Annotated in this window: 19 protein-coding genes; 10 read left to right on the top strand and 9 right to left on the bottom strand. The window is 70.6% G+C overall.

The genetic code is table 11. From position 1 onward, the window contains the following. Positions 1–38: 38 nt before the first annotated feature. Complete coding sequence (locus LZ495_RS04895; RefSeq protein ID WP_235050668.1) at positions 39–1,736, top strand: N-acyl-D-amino-acid deacylase family protein; 1,698 nt, start codon at positions 39–41, stop codon at positions 1,734–1,736. A gap of 111 nt (positions 1,737–1,847) precedes the next feature. Further along, positions 1,848–1,919 (top strand): 50S ribosomal protein bL37, encoded by a 72-nt coding sequence (locus LZ495_RS45210; RefSeq protein WP_372498534.1) that lies wholly within the window; start codon positions 1,848–1,850, stop codon positions 1,917–1,919. A 155-nt stretch (positions 1,920–2,074) separates the two neighbouring features. Here LZ495_RS45210 and LZ495_RS04890 read toward each other — a convergent pair whose 3' ends face one another. Further along, positions 2,075–2,407: a hypothetical protein gene (locus LZ495_RS04890; protein WP_235050667.1), complete on the bottom strand. Its 333-nt coding sequence runs from the start codon at positions 2,405–2,407 to the stop codon at positions 2,075–2,077. Between the two features lie 518 nt (positions 2,408–2,925). Between LZ495_RS04890 and LZ495_RS04885 the strand changes: the two genes are divergently transcribed. After that, a complete protein-coding gene (locus tag LZ495_RS04885; RefSeq protein WP_235050666.1) occupies positions 2,926–3,123 on the top strand; it encodes a DUF397 domain-containing protein in 198 nt (65 codons plus the stop codon). A gap of 264 nt (positions 3,124–3,387) precedes the next feature. Here the strand turns inward: LZ495_RS04885 and LZ495_RS04880 are convergent, their stop codons facing one another. The 3 genes from LZ495_RS04880 to LZ495_RS04870 all read right to left on the bottom strand — a co-directional run bounded on the left by LZ495_RS04880 (position 3,388) and on the right by LZ495_RS04870 (position 6,322). Next, positions 3,388–4,239 carry a helix-turn-helix domain-containing protein gene (locus tag LZ495_RS04880; protein WP_235050665.1) on the bottom strand — a complete coding sequence of 284 codons (852 nt, stop codon included), beginning with the start codon at positions 4,237–4,239 and terminating at the stop codon, positions 3,388–3,390. 242 nt (positions 4,240–4,481) lie between these two features. Then, on the bottom strand, positions 4,482–5,804 hold the full coding sequence (locus tag LZ495_RS04875; protein WP_235050664.1) for a benzoate/H(+) symporter BenE family transporter: 1,323 nt from the start codon (positions 5,802–5,804) through the stop codon (positions 4,482–4,484). Positions 5,805–5,923: 119 nt separating this feature from the next. Beyond that, a complete protein-coding gene (locus tag LZ495_RS04870; RefSeq protein WP_235050663.1) occupies positions 5,924–6,322 on the bottom strand; it encodes an SseB family protein in 399 nt (132 codons plus the stop codon). A gap of 127 nt (positions 6,323–6,449) precedes the next feature. Here LZ495_RS04870 and LZ495_RS04865 point away from each other — a divergent pair, with 127 nt between their 5' ends. The 3 genes from LZ495_RS04865 (at position 6,450) to LZ495_RS04855 (ending at position 10,481) form a co-directional block, all read left to right on the top strand. Beyond that, complete coding sequence (locus LZ495_RS04865) at positions 6,450–8,282, top strand: acyl-CoA dehydrogenase (protein ID WP_235050662.1); 1,833 nt, start codon at positions 6,450–6,452, stop codon at positions 8,280–8,282. A gap of 158 nt (positions 8,283–8,440) precedes the next feature. Continuing rightward, a complete protein-coding gene (locus tag LZ495_RS04860; RefSeq protein ID WP_235050661.1) occupies positions 8,441–9,094 on the top strand; it encodes a hypothetical protein in 654 nt (217 codons plus the stop codon). Between the two features lie 97 nt (positions 9,095–9,191). Beyond that, on the top strand, positions 9,192–10,481 hold the full coding sequence (locus LZ495_RS04855; RefSeq protein ID WP_235050660.1) for a M18 family aminopeptidase: 1,290 nt from the start codon (positions 9,192–9,194) through the stop codon (positions 10,479–10,481). A 43-nt stretch (positions 10,482–10,524) separates the two neighbouring features. Here LZ495_RS04855 and LZ495_RS04850 read toward each other — a convergent pair whose 3' ends face one another. From LZ495_RS04850 to LZ495_RS04840, 3 genes are all read right to left on the bottom strand, one after another. After that, positions 10,525–12,393, bottom strand: a complete 1,869-nt coding sequence (locus tag LZ495_RS04850; RefSeq protein WP_235050659.1) for an NHL domain-containing thioredoxin family protein — start codon at positions 12,391–12,393, stop codon at positions 10,525–10,527. Positions 12,394–12,515: 122 nt separating this feature from the next. After that, on the bottom strand, positions 12,516–13,520 hold the full coding sequence (locus LZ495_RS04845; RefSeq protein WP_235050658.1) for a methyltransferase domain-containing protein: 1,005 nt from the start codon (positions 13,518–13,520) through the stop codon (positions 12,516–12,518). A 72-nt stretch (positions 13,521–13,592) separates the two neighbouring features. Then, on the bottom strand, positions 13,593–13,781 hold the full coding sequence (locus LZ495_RS04840) for a hypothetical protein (RefSeq protein WP_235050657.1): 189 nt from the start codon (positions 13,779–13,781) through the stop codon (positions 13,593–13,595). A 140-nt stretch (positions 13,782–13,921) separates the two neighbouring features. On the opposite strand from LZ495_RS04840, the gene LZ495_RS04835 reads away from it, so the two are divergent. After that, the gene (locus tag LZ495_RS04835) at positions 13,922–14,755 is read left to right on the top strand and encodes a helix-turn-helix domain-containing protein (protein ID WP_235050656.1); all 834 of its coding nucleotides are present in this window, start codon (positions 13,922–13,924) and stop codon (positions 14,753–14,755) included. Next, positions 14,752–15,024, top strand: coding sequence for a DUF397 domain-containing protein (locus LZ495_RS04830; protein ID WP_235050655.1), 273 nt, complete (start codon positions 14,752–14,754; stop codon positions 15,022–15,024). Before LZ495_RS04835 ends, LZ495_RS04830 begins: the two co-directional genes overlap by 4 nt. A gap of 61 nt (positions 15,025–15,085) precedes the next feature. On the opposite strand, the gene LZ495_RS04825 is transcribed toward LZ495_RS04830, so the two are convergent. Further along, the gene (locus LZ495_RS04825) at positions 15,086–15,865 is read right to left on the bottom strand and encodes a carbon-nitrogen family hydrolase (RefSeq protein ID WP_235050654.1); all 780 of its coding nucleotides are present in this window, start codon (positions 15,863–15,865) and stop codon (positions 15,086–15,088) included. 169 nt (positions 15,866–16,034) lie between these two features. Between LZ495_RS04825 and LZ495_RS04820 the strand changes: the two genes are divergently transcribed. Next, positions 16,035–16,853 (top strand): maleylpyruvate isomerase family mycothiol-dependent enzyme, encoded by an 819-nt coding sequence (locus LZ495_RS04820; protein ID WP_235050653.1) that lies wholly within the window; start codon positions 16,035–16,037, stop codon positions 16,851–16,853. Positions 16,854–16,883: 30 nt separating this feature from the next. On the opposite strand, the gene LZ495_RS04815 is transcribed toward LZ495_RS04820, so the two are convergent. Further along, complete coding sequence (locus LZ495_RS04815) at positions 16,884–18,167, bottom strand: M64 family metallopeptidase (protein WP_235050652.1); 1,284 nt, start codon at positions 18,165–18,167, stop codon at positions 16,884–16,886. Between the two features lie 317 nt (positions 18,168–18,484). Between LZ495_RS04815 and LZ495_RS04810 the strand changes: the two genes are divergently transcribed. Beyond that, the gene (locus tag LZ495_RS04810; protein WP_235050651.1) at positions 18,485–18,976 is read left to right on the top strand and encodes a hypothetical protein; all 492 of its coding nucleotides are present in this window, start codon (positions 18,485–18,487) and stop codon (positions 18,974–18,976) included. Positions 18,977–19,032: the final 56 nt, after the last annotated feature.

Here is a 19,032-nt window from a genome sequence, read left to right as displayed (position 1 = left end):
TATTAAAAACCTTCTTTAATACGAGGAGGTTCCCCGGCATGGCCACTTACGACATCGTCATCAAGGACGGCATCGTCGTCGACGGATCCGGCAACCCGCGCTTCCGCGGCGACATCGGGGTCGCCGGCGACCGCATCGCCAAGATCGGCCGCATCGCCGCCGACGAAGGCGAGCGGGTCATCGACGCGCGCGGGCTGATCGTCGCGCCCGGCTTCATCGACCTGCACACGCACTACGACGCCCAGGTCTTCTGGGACCCGTACGTCACGACCTCGGGCTGGCACGGCGTCACCTCGGTGGTCACCGGCAACTGCGGCTTCGGCTTCGCCCCGGTGCGCCCCGACGAGCGCGAGCGCGCGATGCTCTCGATGACCGCGGTCGAGGACATCCCCACCGAGACGCTGCGGCAGGGCCTGCCGTGGGACTGGGTGTCCTTCCCGGAGTACCTGGACAGCCTCGACCGCACTCCCAAGGCGGTCAACGTCCTGCCGTACGTGCCGCTCAACCCGCTGCTCGTGTGGGTGCTGGGGCTGGAGCGCGCCAAGGCCGGGGACAAGCCGACCGAGGAGGAGAACGCGGAGATCGCGCGCATCCTCACCGAGGCGCTGGAGGCGGGCGCCGGCGGCTGGTCCGCGCAGTGCCTGGGCCGTCCCGGGCACCCCGAGGACCGGCTGATGCAGGGCGACTTCGACGGCACCCCGATGCCCACCGACGTCATGTGGCCGGAGACCCGCCTCGCGCTGGCCGAGGCGCTCGCCGCGCTCGGCCGCGGCTTCATGCAGCTGTCCGGCACCTCGATCGGCGAGGAGGAGTACGAGAACCTCGTCGAGGTCAGCGGCCGCCCGCTGATCTGGAACGCGGTCATCGCCAACACCCGCAGCGGCGGCCTCTACCAGCGCAAGATCGAGTGGCTCAAGCGCTGCCAGGAGAAGGGCCTGCCGATCTACGGCCAGGCCATGACCACCGACGTGCCGGTGCCGTTCAGCTGGCTGTACGGCGGCCTCAGCGTCCGGCCGCCGGTCGCGACCGTCTTCGAGGCCGGGACGGTCGAGGAGAAGATCGCGCTCCTGAACGACCCGCAGATCCGGGCCGAGCTCAAGGAGTTCGACCCGTTCGTGTACCACGCGTACCCGGACATGCGGCTGCACAAGACGTTCACCGAGGAGTACAAGCAGTTCGAAGGGCTGCGCTTCAAGGAGATCGGCGAGAAGCTCGGGCGGCACCCGATCGACGTGCTGTGCGACGTGACGATCGCGGACGGCCTGCTCACCGAGGTGCACACCGGCCAGTTCAATGCCTCGCTCGAAGGCCTCAAGGAACTCGTCGACTACGAGTACCTGATCCCCGGCCTGTCGGACGGCGGCGCGCACCTCAAGACCCTCAGCGCGGGCATGTACGGCACCGAGTACATCGTCGAGTACGTGCGCAGGCACGGCTGGACCTCGCTCGAGCGGGCGCACTGGCGCCTGTCCGCGCTGCCCGCGCACGCCGCCGGGTTCGCCGACCGCGGCATCCTGCGCGAGGGCGCCGCGGCGGACATCATCGTGTACGACTACGACCGGCTCGGCTACGGCGACCCGGAGTTCAAGCACGACCTGCCCGCCGAGCAGCTGCGGACCGTCATCGACGCCAGCGGCTACCGCTACATCCTGGTCAACGGCCAGGTCACGGTCGAGGACGACAAGGAACTCGGCGTGCACTCCGGCAAGCTGCTCCGGCACGGCACCGCGGGCTGACGCCGGACGCCCGGCGGCCGTTCGCCATGATCCGGATGGACACGGGAAGTCCCTTGCGGGTAAAGCAGATTGACCGGGGGTAACGCTCCCGGACCGTCGAGGGGAGAAACCGTGTCCAAGAAGACGAGGAAACGGAAGACCCGCCGCAAGAACCGCGCCAACCACGGCAAGCGGCCCGCCTGACCGGCCGGCCGCGGAACAGCCCTCTGCGCAGGGGCCCTTCGGCTACGTAGGGCCCCTGCGCGGGGACGGGCCCCGCACCGCGGACCGCGCGGTGCGGGACAGGTTCCGGGCCGTCGCCCGGGGTCCTGCCGCCGGCCGCCGCACCCGCGCCGCGGTCAGCAGCGCGGGGCGATCTCGCCGACGTTCACGACGGTGTTGACCGCCACGTCCGGGACGAAGCCGGTCGCTCCGCCGGCCTTGACCTTGTCCCAGACCTTGCTGGTGCCGCCCCATCCAGAGGTCTCGGGTCCCCTGGTGTGGCACAGCACCTCGACCTTCATTCCGTACGGCAGATCGGCCAGTTTGGCCGCGCCCTGCGCCGGTTCGGCCAACAGGACGCTGCCGCCCTGCTGCGCTATCGGCGCGATGCGCGGGGTGGCGGGCTGCTTGTCGCCGCCGTCGCCCCGTACCGCGCCCACCGCGGCGAGAACGAGAACGGCGGCCAGCACGCCGGGCCACATCCAGCCCGGCTCGTGGGGCGTATGGACAGTGACAGTTGATCCGTGCGGAACCCGGATCGATCTTTCCGTGAACACAGGGACTCCCAGGGCTCGGTGCTGCCCCGCCCCGACGGCCGCGCCGACGCGGGCGGGAGGGTCGGGGCCGTCCGGAACCGCCTTGGCGCGCAAGCGCTTTCGGCCGACTCCGAGCGGACCCTTATCAGCGGTCGCAGCCTTCGATAGCCTGGAAACCTGTCTCGGATCTCCGGGTGTGGCGTCGGCCGCTCCAGGTGGTTCGGCGGTAGGGGCGGGGCACCGAGGCCTAGTCGGCGCTTCGCCCCTTGTCGTGTGTGCAGGCGCCTTGGGGGGAGGCGTTGGTCGGTCCGGCAGTGTGGAATCCGCAGCGGATTGTGGGAATCCTCCTCCCTACGACGGCTTTTGCCGTCATCCGTTGCGGAACCCGTGCCGACGATGCCACGAACCCCGCTGCGGCGACTTCTCATGTCCATGGGTGAGGGAGACGAGGCGTGGCCGAGCCGAGCAAGACCGAGGGAACGTGGCGTACGAGCTCGTACAGCGACGACGACGACCAGTGCGTCGAGGTGCTCCTCGCCGCACCGGTCCGGGTCCGCGACTCGCGGCGCGCGGATCACGGCGAACTGAGGTTCGCCACCGCTGCGTGGCGCGAACTCGGAGCCGCCATGGCCCGTTCCGCGCTGCACTGAGGGGCCGGGGGACGTGCACACCCCCGCTGCCGACCGCAGTTCTCCGGTCGAATGCACGTCCCCCACCTCCCTCGGGATCCCGCGCCGACCACGTGGCTGAACGCCTCAGGTCGGTATGCCATATGACCTGTCTGCCATGTGGCACATTGCCTGCCCATCATGGAACCGTATGGACCAACCGGTGACAAGAGCTGCACAGGCATGCGCAGGAAATGCAGGGAAATCCCTTGGCCGCCAAGGAAGATCGCCAGTCGGCCGGCCGGGTCAGCCGAGCTGCTGGAGGGCGTCGTCGATGATCTTCAGCGACTCTTCCTCGGACAGCTTGCCGGCCAACTCGTCGAAGGCCTCCAGGTAGATGACCGGGCGCTCGTCGCGTACGTCGGAGGTCAGCATCTCGCCCTCGCCGCCGGCCAGGTAGAGGATCATCGGCGACTCGTCGGCGAACCGGAAGACGACGTACCCGCGGCGGTGCAGCCGGTAGAGCCCGATGGCGAACGGGGCCACCAGCAACGTCACATCGGGGTGCCCGGCCATGGCCCGCAGATGCCGCAGCTGCTCGCGCATGACGTCCCGGCCGCCGGCCACCCGGCGGACCACCGACTCGTCGATGATGAACCGCACTTTGGGCATATCGTGCCGCTCAAGCAACTGCTGCCTGCGCAAACGCAGTTCGGCCTTCTTCTGGGCAACGAACCGGTCCTGGGGGGCGTTGCCCATCACAGCGGCCACGTACGCCGGGGTCTGCAGCAGGCCGGGGACGACGTTCGGCTCGAAGTTGCGGATCTCCGAGGCGTCCGTCTCGCAGGCCACGAACGTCGCGTACTCCGGCGAGATGTACTCGCGGAAGGGCTCCCACCACGGCTGGCGGCGCGAGTCGCGCGACAGCTCGATGAGCTCCTCGCGCGCGTCGCCCTCGACGCCGTAGTAACTCGTCAGCACGCGAAGATCGTTGGTGGAGATGCGGATACGGCCGGTCTCGATGCGGATCAGCTTGGACAGCGACCAGTCCATCGCATCCGCGACCTGCTGCTGCGTATCGCCCTTGTGCTCGCGTAGCCGCCGAAGTTCGATCCGCAGACGTCGCCAGGCGACCAGTGGATCAGGACTCTCCGGCATGATGCTCCCCAGCTTCCTTGGTGGTCGGCACATGCAGTCGATCAGACCGAATCGATCAAACGTACGGCAATGTGCCGTATGGCAGTTCGCCATGAAGCCTAGCCCGCTCGCCCGGCCCGCACACCACGCAACGGGTAGCCCGGACGGCTGATCTCGACTCTGTTTCCGTATCGAGACACCCCACCCTCCGAGTGCACCATCCCCGATGGCCCACTCGGAGGGCGCCGACTGGCCCGTCGTGACTACGCGTCGCCCTCGTCCGCCGGAGCCCCGGCCGGTTTCGCCGCGCGCCGGGCCCGCAGCGCGGCGAGCGGGGAGGTGGACAGGATCAGGTGGGCGGCCATGCCGAAGACCAGGCCCCAGAAGGCGGATCCGATGCCGAAGAGGGTCATGCCCGACGCGGTGGCGAGGAAGGTGACCAGGGCCGGCTCGCGGTCCTTCTCGTCCGCCATCGCGCCGGCCAGGCCGCCGAGCAGGGCGCCGAAGAGGGCCACTCCCGCGACCGCGGCCACGAGTTCCTTGGGCAGGCCGGCGAACAGCACCACGACGGTCGAGCCGAGTGTGCCGATCAGCAGGTAGAAGAAGCCCGCCGAGACGCCCGCGATGTAGCGGCGCCGCGGATCCGGGTGCGCCTCCGGGCCGGTGCAGATCGCCGCGGTGATGGCGGCCAGGTTGACCGCGTGCGAGCCGAACGGCGCGAGGACCGTGGAGACCAGTCCGGTGGAGCCGATGAGGAGGCGGTCGTCGGCGCGGTAGCCGGAGGCGGCGAGCACCGCCATGCCCGGGGCGTTCTGCGAGGCCAGGGTGGCCAGCAGCAGCGGTACCGCGATGCCGATGGTCGCGGTGAGCGAGAACGCCGGGGAGGTCAGCTCGGGGCGGGCCAGCTCGAAGCGCTCCACGGTCACGTGCAGCCGCGAGTCGGCGGCCGCCGCGGCCAGGCCCAGGAGCAGCGCGACCGGCACCGCGTAGCGCGGCGTCCAGCGCTTGGCGACCAGGTACGCGCCCAGGACGGTGCCGGCGATCAGCGGCGCGCCCTTGAGGGAGGTGAAGACGGTGGTGCCGAACCCGAAGAGGATCCCGGCCAGCATCGCCGACACCACCGCCGCGGGGACCTGGCGGGTCAGCCACCCGAAGACCCCCGAGACGCCGATCACGGTGATCAGCACGCCGGTGACCAGGAAGGCGCCGACCGCCTCCCGGTACGGGTAGTCCGCGAGGCTGGTGACCAGCAGCGCGGCCCCGGGCGTGGACCAGGCGGTGATCACCGGCATCCGGGTCAGCAGGCTCAGCCCGAGGCAGGTCGCGCCGCTGCCGATGGATATCGCCCACACCCACGAACCGGTCTGCGCCTCGGTCAGCCCGCCCGCGGCGGCGGCGGTGAGGATGATCACGAAGGGGCCGGAGTACGAGACGACGACGGCGATCAGGCCGGCCAGCACCGCGGGCAGCGAGAAGTCGCGCCAGAATCCGCGGGGCGGGGGCGCTTCCGGCGCGGACGGAGCAGCAGGCCGGGAGGCCTCAGGCAGGCCGCCCGGGCCGGTGGACTCCGTCGTGCCGGTCGTCATGGTCCGCCCCCGTGCCCACGGCAAATGCGCCTGTCGAAGGGCGTCAGGCTAACAAGGGGGCGAACACGCCCGGCAAGGGCCAAAACCGCACCGGTGGCCCGGACGGATCGCCGCCGGGGTCAGCCGTACATCCGGCGCATCGCGAAGTTGATCATCTGCTCGATGGCCTTGGCGTCGAACATCACACGGTGCTCGCCGTCCAGGTCCAGGACGAAGCCGTAGCCGTTGGGCAGCAGGTCCAGGACCTCGGCCCCGGTGACCGTGAAGTGCCGGGACTCCTCGCCGGCGTACCGCTTGAGCTCCTCCAGCGAGGAGAACATCGGGATGACCGGCTCGGGGGTGTTGTGCAGGGCCAGGAAGCCCGGGCGCTCGCCGCGCGGGCAGAAGACCTTCGAGGCTATGAAGACGGACTGGAAGTCCTCGCCGTTCATCATCCCGGTCGCGAAAGCGCGCACGGCGTCGGTCAGGTTCGGGCCGTCTGCCCGTACCTGGGGTTCCTCGGTCGCGTAGCCGTACACGAGCACCGAGATTAGCGCCTTCCGGGGGACGTTTGGCCCGTGTCGGGGATTGCCAAAGTTACCGGCGGGTAGGATCATTGGGTTACCAGTCAGTACGATGCCGGAAACGAACAGGCGGAGCCACACCATGGGTCACTACAAGTCGAATCTCCGCGACCTCGAGTTCAACCTCTTCGAGGTGTTCGGCCGCGAGCAGGTCTACGGCAGTGGCCCGTTCGCAGAAATGGACGTGGACACCGCCCGCTCGATCCTCGCCGAGGTCGAGCGGCTGGCCGTCAACGAGCTCGCCGACTCCTTCGCGGACGCCGACCGCAACCCCCCGGTCTTCGACCCCACGACGCACAGCGCCACGCTGCCCGAGTCGTTCAAGAAGAGCTACAAGGCGTACATGGACTCCGAGTGGTGGCGCCTGGCGCTGCCCGAGGACATGGGCGGCACCGCGTGCCCGCTGTCGCTGCGCTGGTCCGTCGCCGAGCTGGTGCTGGGCGCCAACCCGGCGCTGTGGATGTACGCCGCCGGCCCCGACTTCGCGCACGTCGTGCACGCGCTCGGCACCGACGAGCAGAAGAAGGTCGCGGCCCGCATGGTCGACGGCCAGTGGGGCTCCACCATGGTCCTCACCGAGCCGGACGCCGGCTCGGACGTCGGCGCCGGCCGCACCAAGGCGGTCCGCCAGGAGGACGGCACCTGGCACATCGAGGGCGTGAAGCGCTTCATCACCTCGGGCGACCAGGACATGACCGAGAACATCGTGCACCTGGTGCTGGCCCGCCCCGAGGGCGCCGGGCCGGGCACCAAGGGCCTCTCGCTGTTCATCGTGCCGAAGTTCCACTTCGACTGGGACAGCGGCGAGCTGGGCGAGCGCAACGGCGCCTTCGTCACCAACGTCGAGCACAAGATGGGCCTCAAGGTCTCCACGACCTGCGAGGTCACCTTCGGCGGCAAGGAAGGCGTGCCGGCCGTCGGCTGGCTGGTCGGCGAGGTGCACAACGGCATCGCGCAGATGTTCAAGATCATCGAGTACGCGCGCATGATGGTCGGCACGAAGGCCATCGCCACCCTCTCCACCGGCTACCTCAACGCGCTGGAGTACGCCAAGGAGCGCGTGCAGGGCGCCGACCTCGCGCAGATGACCGACAAGGCCGCGCCGCGCGTCCCGATCACGAACCACCCGGACGTGCGCCGCTCGCTGCTCACCCAGAAGGCGTACGCCGAGGGCATGCGCGCGCTGGTGCTCTACACCGCCACCTGGCAGGACCGCATCGCGCAGGCCGAGGCCGAGGGCACCCGCGACGAGCTGGCCGAGCGGGTCAACGACCTGCTGCTGCCGATCGTCAAGGGCTACGGCTCGGAGAAGTCGTACGAGCAGCTGGCCCAGTCGCTGCAGATCTTCGGCGGCTCCGGCTTCCTGCAGGAGTACCCGATCGAGCAGTACATCCGGGACTCCAAGATCGACACCCTGTACGAGGGCACCACCGCGATCCAGGGCCAGGACTACTTCTTCCGCAAGATCGTCCGGGACCAGGGCGCCGCGCTGACCCAGGTGGCCGGCGAGATCCAGGAGTTCATCGCCTCGGACGCGGGCGGCGAGACGCTGGCCGCGGAGAAGGCGCTGCTGGCCCGCGCCGCGGAGGACGTGCAGGGCATCGTCGGCACGCTCATCACCCAGCTGATGGCGTCCGAGCAGGAGATCACCTCGATCTACAAGGTGGGCCAGAACACCACCCGCCTGCTGCTCGCCTCCGGCGACCTGGTCGTCGCGTGGCTGCTGCTCCGCCAGGCCTCCGTCGCGCTCGCCAAGCTGGACGGCGCGAAGGACCGCGACAAGGCCTTCTACCAGGGCAAGATCGCCGCGGCGAAGCACTTCGCGCAGAGCGTGCTGCCGCTGCTCACGCCGCAGCGCGTGATGGCCGAGCAGACCGACAACTCGCTCATGGAGCTGCCGGTCGAGGCGTTCTGATCCGCGCCTGAGGCCGGCTCCGGCAGGCCGGCGGTTTGCCGCGAACGTTCCCCCGCACCCTTTCCGTCCCGGGTGCGGGGGAACGTTTGTGTCCGGGTCCGGTACCGGTTTCACACCGGACGCCACCCGGGCCGGTCGGGGCCGCCAGAATCGCCGCCATGACGAGCAGACCCTCCGATGCAGCGGGCGCACCGCAGCACCCCGGCCGCGTGGACCCCGCGGCCTTCAAGGGCCCCGGGGCCATGGCCCGCGGCCTCGCCACCGGGATCACCCTCGGCGGCGGCATCACCTGCCTGATCATGGCCGGTGTGGGCAGCGGCGGCGGGACCGCGGCGGCCACCGGTGCCGCGCTCCTCGCCGTGAACCTCGTGTGGTTCATGGTCGGCACCAAGCGGCGGCGGCGGATCCAGGGACCGCGCCCCGAGCCGGTCCTGGCCCTGGCCCGGATCGAGAGCCGCAAGGCGCTCTCCTCCGAGACCGGCGACATCCCCGTCGAGTTCGACCTGACCGTGGCCCCCGACGAGGGCCCGGCCTTCCGCGTCTCGCTGACCCAGCCGATCAACCTCGTCGACATCCCGGACTACCGGGTCGGCGGCATCATCGTGGTGCGCTTCCGGCCGACCGAGGCGTGGGGCGCCAAGATCATCACCGCCCCCGACGCGTACTGGGCGGAACGTGCCGCGACCGAGGCGGTGGACTCCGCACCCGAGTCGACCAAGGCCAAGGTCCCGCTCGACGGCTGCGGGTTCTGCGCGGTCGCCTTCGTCGGCATGCTGGCCGGCTCGGCGGGCGGGATCCTGCTCTTCCACTGATCCGGGCGTACCCTCGGCAGCGAGCCCGCATCAAGATCGACGGCCGGCCGCCCGGGCAAGCCGCGGGCCGCGGTGTCCGGCCGCGGACAGGAGCACCATGACGTCACCCCTGGGACACCGGTTCGACCGTGCGCACACCGACGACCTGATCCGCTACATCGCGGCCAGCCCGTCGCCGTACCACGCGGCCGCGAACGCGGCCGAGCGCCTGACCGCGCTCGGCTTCCGCCGCCTGGCCGAGAACGACCGGTGGGAGGGCGGCCCGGGCGGCCGCTTCGTCCTGCGCGGCGGTGCGCTGATCGCCTGGTACGTGCCCGAGGGGGCCTCCGAGGCGACCGGCTTCCGGATCGTCGGCGCGCACACCGACTCGCCCAACCTGCGGGTGAAGCCGCGTCCGGACACCGGGCGCGCGGGCTGGCGGCAGGTCGCCGTCGAGCTGTACGGCGGCACGCTGCTCAACACCTGGCTGGACCGCGACCTGGGCCTCTCCGGCCGCCTCGCGCTGCGCGACGGCTCCGAGCGCCTGGTCATCGTCGACCGGCCGCTGCTGCGCGTCCCGCAGCTGGCGATCCACCTGGACCGCGCGGTCAACGAGGGCATGACGCTCGACAAGCAGACCCACATGACCCCGGTGTGGGGCCTCGGCCCGGTCGTCGAGGGCGAACTCGTCGAGTACGTCGCCAAGGAGGCCGGAGTCTCGGCCGCCGACGTGGCCGGCTGGGACCTGATGGTCCACGACGTGCAGCCGCCCGCCTACCTCGGGCGCGACCGCGAGCTGCTGGCCGCGCCGCGCCTGGACAACCTGGTGTCGGTGCACGCCGGTCTGGCCGCACTGCTCGCCGCCGCCGGGTCTCCGGACCTGACGCACATCCCGGTGCTCGCGGCGTTCGACCACGAGGAGATCGGCAGCGCGTCGACCACCGGCGCGGCCGGGCCGCTGCTGGAGAACACGCTGCGGCGCATCGTCGGCTCGGGGCACTGGGACGACCAGGCCCGGGCGTTCGCCGACACGATGTGCCTGTCCAGCGACGTGGGCCACGCGGTGCACCCGAACTACCCCGAGCGGCACGACCCGGACCACCACCCGGTGCCCAACGGCGGCCCGATCCTCAAGGTCAACGCGAACCAGCGCTACGCCACCGACGCGAACGGCCGGGCGATGTGGGCGGCGGCCTGCGAGCGGGCCGGCGTGCCGTGGCAGACCTTCGTGAGCCGCAACTCCATCCCGTGCGGGTCGACGATCGGCCCGATCACCGCGACGCGGCTCGGCGTGGAGACCGTGGACGTCGGCATCGCGCAGCTGTCGATGCACTCGGCGCGCGAACTGTGCGGGGCATCCGACCCGTACCTGCTGGCGTCGGCGATGAACGCGTTCCTGGAGAGCTGAGCGGGAGGACCCGGCCGGACGCCGGGACCGGGCCGCCGGAGTACTACTCCGGCGGCTCGATGCCCGACAGGACCAGGCGCAGTTCCGCCGCGCCGCTCGCGGTGATGCGGATCGGGACGCCCCAGTCCTGCTGGTGGATGTGGCAGGCCGGGTACTCCACCGGCTTTCCGTCCGGCCCCAGCGCATCGCAGGATGCCGCGTGCGCCGAGACGTGCAGGACTCCCTCGGTGACCGAGTCGTCCAGCACGAGCGTGCGCGTCAGCTCGGTGCCCGGCCCCTCGCCGGACAGCAGCAGCGCGGGCGGGCTGGCCTCCACCAGCAGGCGGGTGGCAGGTCCGGCCCGGTCGTCGAGCTTCTGGCCGGGCGGCGCGTCGAACACCACGGTCAGCAGGACGTTGCCGGGGGCGATGTCGACGGCCGGGCGGCGGGTGCGGTGCGCCGCCTCGGGCACCGTCAGGGCCTCGTCCGGGATGCGGATGCGGGTGAGCTTGTGCGCCGCGGACTCCACGACCATCACGTACACGCCGTCGTCGTCCGCGACCACGACCGCGTCCGACGGCTCGTGCAGCCCGGTGGCCAGGGTGCTCACGGTCCGGGTGACCGGGTCGTAGCGGCGCAGCGCGCTGTTGTACGTGTCGGAGACCGCGACCGAGCCGTCCGGCAGGACCGTCACGCCGAGCGGATGCTGCAGCAGCGCCTGGTTCGCGTCGCCGTCGCGCAGCCCGAAGTCGAAGAGACCTTCGCCGACCGCGGTGGTCACCTGGCCGTCGGTCAGCTCGCGCAGCGCCGAGGTCTCGGAGTCCGCGACCCACAGCGTGTGCCCGTCCGGCGAGACGGCCAGGCCGGACGGCTGGGCGAACCACGCGGTTTCCACCGGCCCGTCCTCCAGGCCTTCGTTCGTGGTGCCGGCCAGGACGTCGAGCGCCTCGCCCACCGGGTCGAACTCCCACAGCTGGTGCACACCGGCCATCGCGGCCACCACGCGGCCGCCGAACCACGCCACGTCCCACGGGCTGGAGAGGTCGACGCTGCGGGCCGCGCCCGACGTCGGCGCACCCTGCCACCACTGGCGTCCGGTGCCCGCCACCGTGCGCACGGTTCCGGTGGCCAGCGAGACCCCGCGCAGCGCGTGGTTGGCGGTGTCCGCGACCACGACGTCGTAGCCGACGTGCGCGGCGACCTCGGCGGGCAGCAGGGCAAGGCCCTGCGGCTCGGCGAGCTCGGCATGCCGGGGACCGCCGTCCACGAGCCCGCGGCGGCCGCAGCCGATGCGGCGCAGCACGGTCACGCCGTCGTCCGCGAGTTCGACCAGCGAGTGGTGGCCGGAGTCGGCGACCAGCAGGGTGCCGGACGGCAGCCGCAGCACCTTGCCGGGGAACCGCAGGTCGGTGCGCGCCACCTCGGCCGGGACGTACGGGCCGTCGCCGCGGTGCAGCGTGCGCTTGTCCTCGTGCTCGCCGACCAGCTCGGCGACCAGCGCGTCCACCGCGTGCCCGTGGCCCTCGCCGGCCAGTTGCGCGACGACATACCCCTCCGGGTCGATGACGACCAGGGTCGGCCAGGCGCGCACCGCGTACTGCTTCCAGGTGGCCATGTCGGGGTCGTCGAGGACCGCGTGGCGCACCTCGTACCGCTCGACGGCGGCGCGCACCGCCTCGTGGTCGGTCTCGTGCGCGAACTTGGGCGAGTGGACCCCGATGACGACCAGGACGTCGCGGTACTTCTCCTCCAGCGCCCGGAGTTCGTCCAGCACGTGCAGGCAGTTGATGCAGCAGAACGTCCAGAAATCGACGACGACGCACTTGCCCCGCAGGTCCGCCAGGGTGAGGTCCTTGCCACCCGTGTTGATCCACCCGCCGCGGCCGACAAGCTCAGGGGCGCGGACCCGAACGCGACGCTTCGACTCGCTCATGATCCCCAGTCAAACACCTCGGGACCCGGATTCGGAGCACCGACAAGAGGCGGCTTCGCGGCGTGCGGGTGCCCCGCCCGCACCGTGTGGGGAGACGGTGCGGGCGGGGCGGTCCGGGTGGCTCACAGCGCCCAGGATTCGCCGTCCGGGCGGTCCAGCCACGCGCGCGTCCCGGTCGCGGTGACGGTGAGGCCGAAGCGCTCGGGACCGGGGCGGCCGTGCCGCACCCACCATGCGCGGGCGTGGGCGGCCTCGGTCCACAACGAGCGCGGTCCGGCCTCGGCGATGTCGGGGGCGTGGCCGTCTCGGAACCCGGCGTACGCCACGGACCGGTCGCGGGTCGAGTAGAGCCAGAGCGCGACCGCGTCCTCGCCGGTGGACGCCGGGTCGACGAAGCAGTCCGGGACGCGGAGTCCGACGGCGAAGCCGCCGTCGTGGCCGATCACCTCCTGGGCCTCGGATCTCGTCAGGTCGCTGTCGCTTCGACGGCCGTGCTCGCCCCCGGATGCCGATCCGTCGCCGTGGACGGTGAGGGTCAGCAGCCGGTCGTGCTGGGTGTAGTCGGTGCCCCAAGGGAGGACGATGCGCGCGCCGGGCCGGCACTGGCCGACCCAAGCAGGCGAGATACGCCGGATGCCGCAGGTCACGTGCACGGCGTCGTACGGTCCGCGAGCCGCCCAGCCCTCGAAGCCGTCACCGGTGACCACTTCGGCGTTGGCGATCCCGGCCCGTTCCAGGTTGCTGCGGGCGGCTGCGGCGACGGCGGGGTCGACTTCGAGCGTGGTGACGAACCCTGCGGGGCCGACCGCTTCGGCGATGAGCGCCGCGGTGTAGCCGGTGCCGGTCCCGATGTCGAGGATCGCCTGGCCCTCGCGCGGGGCGAGCGCCGCGAGCATGGTGGCGACAACCCCGGGCATCGACGCGGACGACGAGGCAAGTGACCCCGGTTCGGGGCCGGTGTGCGCACCGTCGTCCCATTGGGTGACCAACGGGATGTCGGCGGAGACGAGTTCGCTCCACTTGCCGGGAGTCACCTTGCGGTCCACGGCCGTTCCGCAGGTGTCGGTTTCCGTGTCGAACGGCCAGATGACGTCCGGGATGAAGTCCCGCTGGTGGACGCGCTTCACGGCTTCTTGTGCTTCGTGTCGGGCATCGCGTGCCCTCCTTCTGCGGCTTGGGTGCGTCATCGGACGGGCTGCTCACGAGCTGTGGCGGGTGCACCTCGGGCACACGCAGGCCTCCCACGCGAACGGCGAGATCGGCACCATCGTCGGGTCGCGCTGACGGACCACCTGGGCGGGCTCGCCGCCTTCCGTGCCGGCTTGGTAGACCCGGATCGTCATCCGGCTCGTGCGGCGCCGGCCGGGCGGCCGGTCATCGTCGGTCATTCTGCGCGCCTTCCCTGCCAGGCATCTTCACGTTCCGTGTGCCCATCCTGACTGTCCGGTTCTACGCTGTGCAGTGACGGCCCGTCCCCGCTTGCGACGGGATTCCGTCCCGCCCAGGGGTGGGATACGGAGGGGAGCGCATGGCACGATTCCGGCCCAACGACCCTGGCGAGCACGCCAAGCGGCTGCACCGCTTCGGACAGGCCATCCGGCAGCAGCGCGAACGGCGCGGGATGAGCCTCGCGGACACCGCGGACCTTTTCGGCTACTCGACGTCAGCGTGGTCGCGCTACGAGAACGGCAGCCCGATCCCGCCGAAACTGCCCGCCCAGCTGGACGAAGAGCTGGGTACACACGGAATGTTCGTCATCCTCTGGGAGACGGTCAAGGACGAGGCTTTCCCGGACCGCTACCAGGACTACATGAGCGAAGAGGCCCGCGCGGAAGAGATCTTCGAGTACACGCCGTACTGGATTCCAGGCCTGCTGCAGACACGCGATTACGCACAGGCGGCGCACATTGCCGCAGCGCCGGACGCGACTCCGGAAGAGATCGGTTCCAAGGTCGCGCGGCGTATGGCACGCCAGGAACGCCTGCGCAGCGACGACCCTCCGTTCCTCTCCGCCATCCTCGACGAGTCGGTCATCCGCCGAGTCATCGGCGGACCGGAGATCATGCGCGATCAACTCACCGCCCTGCTCCCGTTCGTGGACACGCGCCACTCGGTTCTCCAGATCGCCCCGCTCGCGCGCGGAGGCCGGTGCATGCTCGGAGGACCTCTGATCCTGCTGACGCTGCCGGACCCCTACGGCCGGATGGCGTACCTCGAAGGCGTCACGAACGACCAAATCATTGACGAACCTTCGACTGTTCGGAGCCACCAACGGACATACGATCGAGTACGTGCAGAAGCCCTCACACCAGGGCAGACGGCGGACTTAATCACGGCGGTCATCAAGGAGTACGAGACATGAAGCGAATCACGCCCGACGTCTGCGCCTCCGCGTGGCGCAAGTCGTCCTACTCCAACGACGACGGCGGCGCCTGTGTCGAGGTCGCCGACGGCTTCGCAACCAAGTGGCGCAAGTCGTCGTACTCCAACGCTGACGGCGGAGCTTGCGTCGAGGTCGCCGACGGATTCCCCGTCGTCCCGGTCCGGGACAGCAAGGACCCCGCGCGCGGGATGCTCACCGTCGCCCCGTCCTCGTGGGCCGTGATGACGGACGCTCTCAAGGCGCGCTGACGCCGGGAATCCGCGAAGCCCCGTCCTCCGGTCGGAGGGCGGGGCTTCGTCGTACCTGCGCTCAGCGGCCGAGGCGGCGGTCCTTCAGGACCGGGAAGTCGGCGCGGGTCTTGGCGACCAGTGCGGTGTCGATCTCGGCGGTCAGCACCTGGAAGCCCGTGCCGGCCTCGGCGAGGATCTCGCCCCAGGGGTCCACCACCATGCTGTGCCCGCCCTGCGCGAGGCCGGCCTGCTCGCCCGCGGTGTTGCAGGCCAGCACGAAGACCTGGTTCTCGACCGCGCGGGCACGCGCGAACAAGCGCCAGTGCTCGACCCGGCGGGCCGGCCACGCGGCGGGCACCACGAGCACCTCGGTGCCCTGGTCGAGCAGCAGCCGGAACATCTCCGGGAACCGCAGGTCGTAGCAGGTCGCCAGGCCGATCGTGCCGAACGGCGTCGGGCAGGTGACGATCTCGTCGCCCGGGCCCATCAGCGCCGCCTCGCCGCTGTCGAAGCCGAACCGGTGGATCTTGCGGTACGCAGCGCGCCGCAGGCCGTCCGGGCCGATCAGCAGCGACGTGTTGTAGTGCGCGCCGTCCGGGCCCAGCTCGACGATGCTGCCCGCGTGCAGCCACACGCCCGCATCGCGCGCGGCGTCCGCCATCGTGCGGGCGGTCGGGCCGTCGAGCGCCTCGGCGTCCTCGTCCCAGCGCGCGTAGTCCCAGCCGCCGGCCAGCCACAGCTCGGGGAGCACCACCAGATGGTCGCCCGCGCGGCCGCGGACCAGTTCCGCGGCCTCGGCCAGCCGGTCGGCCGCGGGCACGGAAAGGTCCACTTCGAGCTGAATCAGGGACACCCGCATGCAGACCACCACATCCCGCTGACCGTTACCGTCCGAACGCCCGCGAAGCGCGGGCCGCTTCCCGCGAACCCGCTCCCTGGGCCTACTTCGCAGCGTAACGTGCCTGCATGGACGTCAGGGCCTCAGGACGGGCCGGGAGGGGGCGTCCCGACACCCATGAGGTTTCGCCGTGAGCAATGATCTCCAGTATCTCGTCGACGCGTGGGAGCAGTCCGTACGTGCGCTCTCCGACGTCTGCCACGGCCTGACCGAAGGCCAGTGGAACCGCGCGACCGAGTGCCCCGGCTGGTCGATCCGCGACGTCGTGTCGCATGTGATCGGCGTCGAACTGGAGTTGCTCGGCGATCCCCGGCCGATCCACAACCTGCCGAGCGACCTCGCGCACGTGCGGCCGGGCGACGAGTTCAGCCGCTATTGCGAGATACCCGTGGATGTGCGGCGCTGCCACACCGCAGCCGAGATGACCGGCGAACTCTCCTACGTGGTGGGGCGCCGGCTGCGCATGCTGCGGGACAGCGACTGCCGCCCCGAGACCGAGGTGCGCGGCATGATGGGCCGAAGCACCCCGTACAAGCACCTGCTGCGGTCGCGCGCGTTCGACGTGTGGACGCACGAGCAGGACGTGCGCCGGGCGATGGGGCGGCCCGGCGGCCTCGACTCCGCCGCGGCGCAGATTTCGCGCGACTTCCTGCTCGGGCAGTTGCCCAGGGTCGTGGCCGAGGACGCCCGGATAGGCGCGGGACACGCCGTGGTGTTCGACGTGCACGGGCCGCTGGAGTTCATGCGCACGGTCACCGTAGGACCGGGCGGCCGGGCCTCGATCGGCGGGCAGGTCCCGCTTGCGCCGCTGGCCGTGCTGGCCACCGACTGGGAGACGTTCGCGCGCCTGATGTGCGGGCGGATCCGGCCGGCCGCGGCCGACTTGAAGGTGGAAGGCGACCGCCAGGCCGCCGACCGGATCCTCGCCAACATCGCCGTCACGCTGTAGCGGTCACGAGCGCGCTGCAGCAGCCGGTGATCAGCCGCCCCAGACCCACCAGGAGTCGGTCTGGGTCATCTTGGCGTTGCGGAATTCCTCGTCCTTGACCCAGGGCGTGGTGTCGCGGGCCGTCACCGAGAGGCTGTTGTACTGCCCCTTCTTGATCAGGTTCGCGTAGTCCTTCAAGTTGATCTGCAGCTTGCCGACCGTGCCGGGGATCGCCTGGCCGTTGAGCGCCCAGTAGACCTGCATCTGGCCGTTGGGCAGCGACTGCACCGAAGTGGAGACCTGCTGGTCGGGCAGCAGGTAGCCGCGCGGTTCGTACGTCGAGCCGTCGATCGGGCGGACGATGTTGTAGATGCCCTTGATCAGCGCCTCGATGCTGACGTTGTTGAACTCCTTGCCCAGCGTGCGCATCACGGAGTCCGGGGTGGGCCGGTAGAAGCCGCTGGTGTAGTAGTTCGCGCCCTGGTGCACGCCGATCTTGGCGTTGTCGACCGAGTCCGCGCCGAGCCACTTGGTCCACTTGGTGTTGCGCTCGCGCATCTGCTGCTCGGTGAACGCGGTGACGTTCGGGAACGCGGGCTCCTCGCCGCCGCCCGAGCCGAACGGGGTGTCGTACTCGTCGCCGAGCGCGCCGAGCGAGTGGCCCATCTCGTGCACCAAGACCTGGTTGGAGAACTGGTTGCTGCCGGTCGCCGTGGTCACACCACCGCCCGCGCCGCCGTAGGTCGAGGTGTTGGCGATCGTGATGATCTTGTTGGCCGCGGGCGCCATCTTCGCGTACTTCTCGGCCTTGTCGGTGTCCACGCACAGCAGGCGCTCGATGCCGTGGCACCAGAAGCGCATGCCCAGCGGCGTCTGCTTGACGTTGCTGCGGTTGCCGTCCGCGGAGATGCCGGAGACCGAGGACTCGATGTCGATGCGGTGCCCGTTGACGAACTTGGCGTACGTCTTGAGGGGTTCGTGCGAGAAGAGGGCGTTCCAGGCGGCCTGGGTCTGCTGCGCGAACGCGGGCAGCTGGTCCTTGGTGTAGCCGTCGCCCTCGAAGACGAAGTCCATGCGGTTCACCGAGGGGCCGTTCGCCGCGAACGTGGTGAGCTTGGCATCGCCGACCGCCCGGGTCTCCGGCTTCGTGTCGCCGCCCTTGGCGCGCTCCAGCGTGATGCGGCCGTCCTGGGAGAAGACCTCGTACCAGGCGCCCTCTTCGCCCTTCGGGCCGTTCGGCTCGTCCGGGGCGGCGAAGGCCGAGGACAGCGGCAGCAGCGAGGCGGCCAGTGCGGCGGCCAGCACCCGCATCCGGTTCTTACGCGAGCGGCGCATGGGCGTATCACTCTCCATCGGGGCATCGGGCCGGGCACGCATCGGCCGCGGGCAGGCGCCCGGGAGGCCTCAGCGGTGGCCGACTACCCCGCGGACTTTTCGTCCTAGTCGCCGCGTGGAGAGTTTTCGCTCGATCAGCGCATCAATTTTATCTCCTTTAACACTGATTGCATGAAATCACTTGAACATCACCCTTTCAGCGGTTTTCCGTACCGGATCGGACACCCACGCTGGTGCGGCACCCGCCCACGCACGCGCGGGGGCGCCGGCCGCCGGGCAGTCCGCCGGGGCGGCCGGTCGCGACCGAAGGGACACCCATGCGCCGCAAGACCGCACTCCTGGCCGCCATTCCGCCGCTGCTCGCGCTCGGCCTCGCGGGCCCCGGCACCGCGCAGGCCCAGCCGCAGATCGGCGGGACGGTCAAGATCATCGTGGATGCGCACGGCCCGCTCATCGGCGACTCCAGCAACGTCATCTACGACGTCGACGTCAAGAACGAAGGCAAAGCCAAGGCCACCGGCCTGGTGCTGCGCGCGGTCAGCCGGGCCTGCTACTCGACCGATGTGGTCAACAACAGCGAGTGCGACGAGCGGAACCGCGAGTACTTCTACGTCGCCGACCTGAACCCCGGCGAAGTGGCCAGCTTCCCCTACCAGATCAAGCTGACCGACGACGACGCCGCGCAACTGCGCACCACCATCCGCGTGGTGGAGGTCGACCAGACCAACACGGGCTCGGCGGGAGGCTGCCAGACCCTCGTGGACATCGACGACAGCTGCGTGGTGCTGGTCCACTCGATCCAGGAGTAGCCGCACCGGGCCACCGGACGACGCGAAAGGGCGGGCCGCTGCGACGGCCCGCCCTT

Source organism: Yinghuangia soli, assembly GCF_021502675.1.
In the GTDB taxonomy this organism is placed as follows: domain Bacteria; phylum Actinomycetota; class Actinomycetes; order Streptomycetales; family Streptomycetaceae; genus Yinghuangia; species Yinghuangia soli.
This window is presented reverse-complemented; position numbering and strand designations above follow the sequence as displayed.